Source organism: Bradyrhizobium sp. Kon56 (assembly GCF_055807635.1).
In genome coordinates this window covers 1-783 of record NZ_JBVVOU010000106.1, presented here as the reverse complement: position 1 = coordinate 783, position 783 = coordinate 1, and the positions used below count along the sequence as shown (strand labels likewise).

1 protein-coding gene is annotated in these 783 nt (G+C 62.5%); it reads left to right on the top strand.

Features of this window, described 5'->3' with window-relative positions; all coding sequences use genetic code 11:
• Positions 1 to 187: 187 nt before the first annotated feature.
• Positions 188 to 783: porin (locus AC0L3B_RS38145; RefSeq protein WP_473382692.1), on the top strand; the 596-nt coding region annotated here is incomplete at its 3' end.

Genomic DNA, 783 nt, shown 5'->3' with positions numbered 1-783 from the left:
GCGACGGAGGGGGGCATCCCGAGGTCGTCCCGTCTTAGGTGGTTCGCTTAAGTCCCTCGCGTTCAGCGGGTGTGTCCGAAGGCGCGAAGCGACTAAGCGGTGATTTTAAGGGACAAGGGAACCAACCTTAGGGTGTCTTCACCCAGCGGATCCGGAACCTTCCCTATGGCAAACTTGGAGGTTTAACATGAAGTTGGTTAAGAGCCTTTTGCTCGGTTCCGCGGCGGGTCTGCTCGCTGTTGGCGGAGCGCAGGCAGCCGATCTCCCCGTGAAGGCCAAAGCGGTCGAATACGTGAAGATCTGCTCCCTGTACGGTGCGGGTTTCTACTACATCCCCGGCACCGACACCTGCATCAAGCTGGGTGGTTATCTGCGCGCTGAAGTCGCGCTGAACACCAACTCGGACTTCAGCGGTCAGCTCACGTCGAACAACGGCGCGCGCAACCGTCTGACGAACTACTACACCATGCGCGCTCGTGAAGATCTCAACATCGACACGCGCACCGCGACCGAGTACGGCGTCGTCCGTACCTTCTTCGACGGCGTGTTCTCCTGGACCACCGGCAACTACGCCGGCACCGGCAGCGCGACCGGTACCACTGCCTACAGCAGCACGCTGGCGCTCAACACCTCCGGCGCCGCCCCGGCGCTCGTTGGTTCGGCCGTCAACGGCACCGACGGCGCGACCTCCGGCGGTTCGCTCGGCGTGTACTACGCCTTCATCCAGTTCGCTGGCTTCACCATGGGTAAGGCCGTGTCGCAGTTCGACGCGCCCTGGACCAA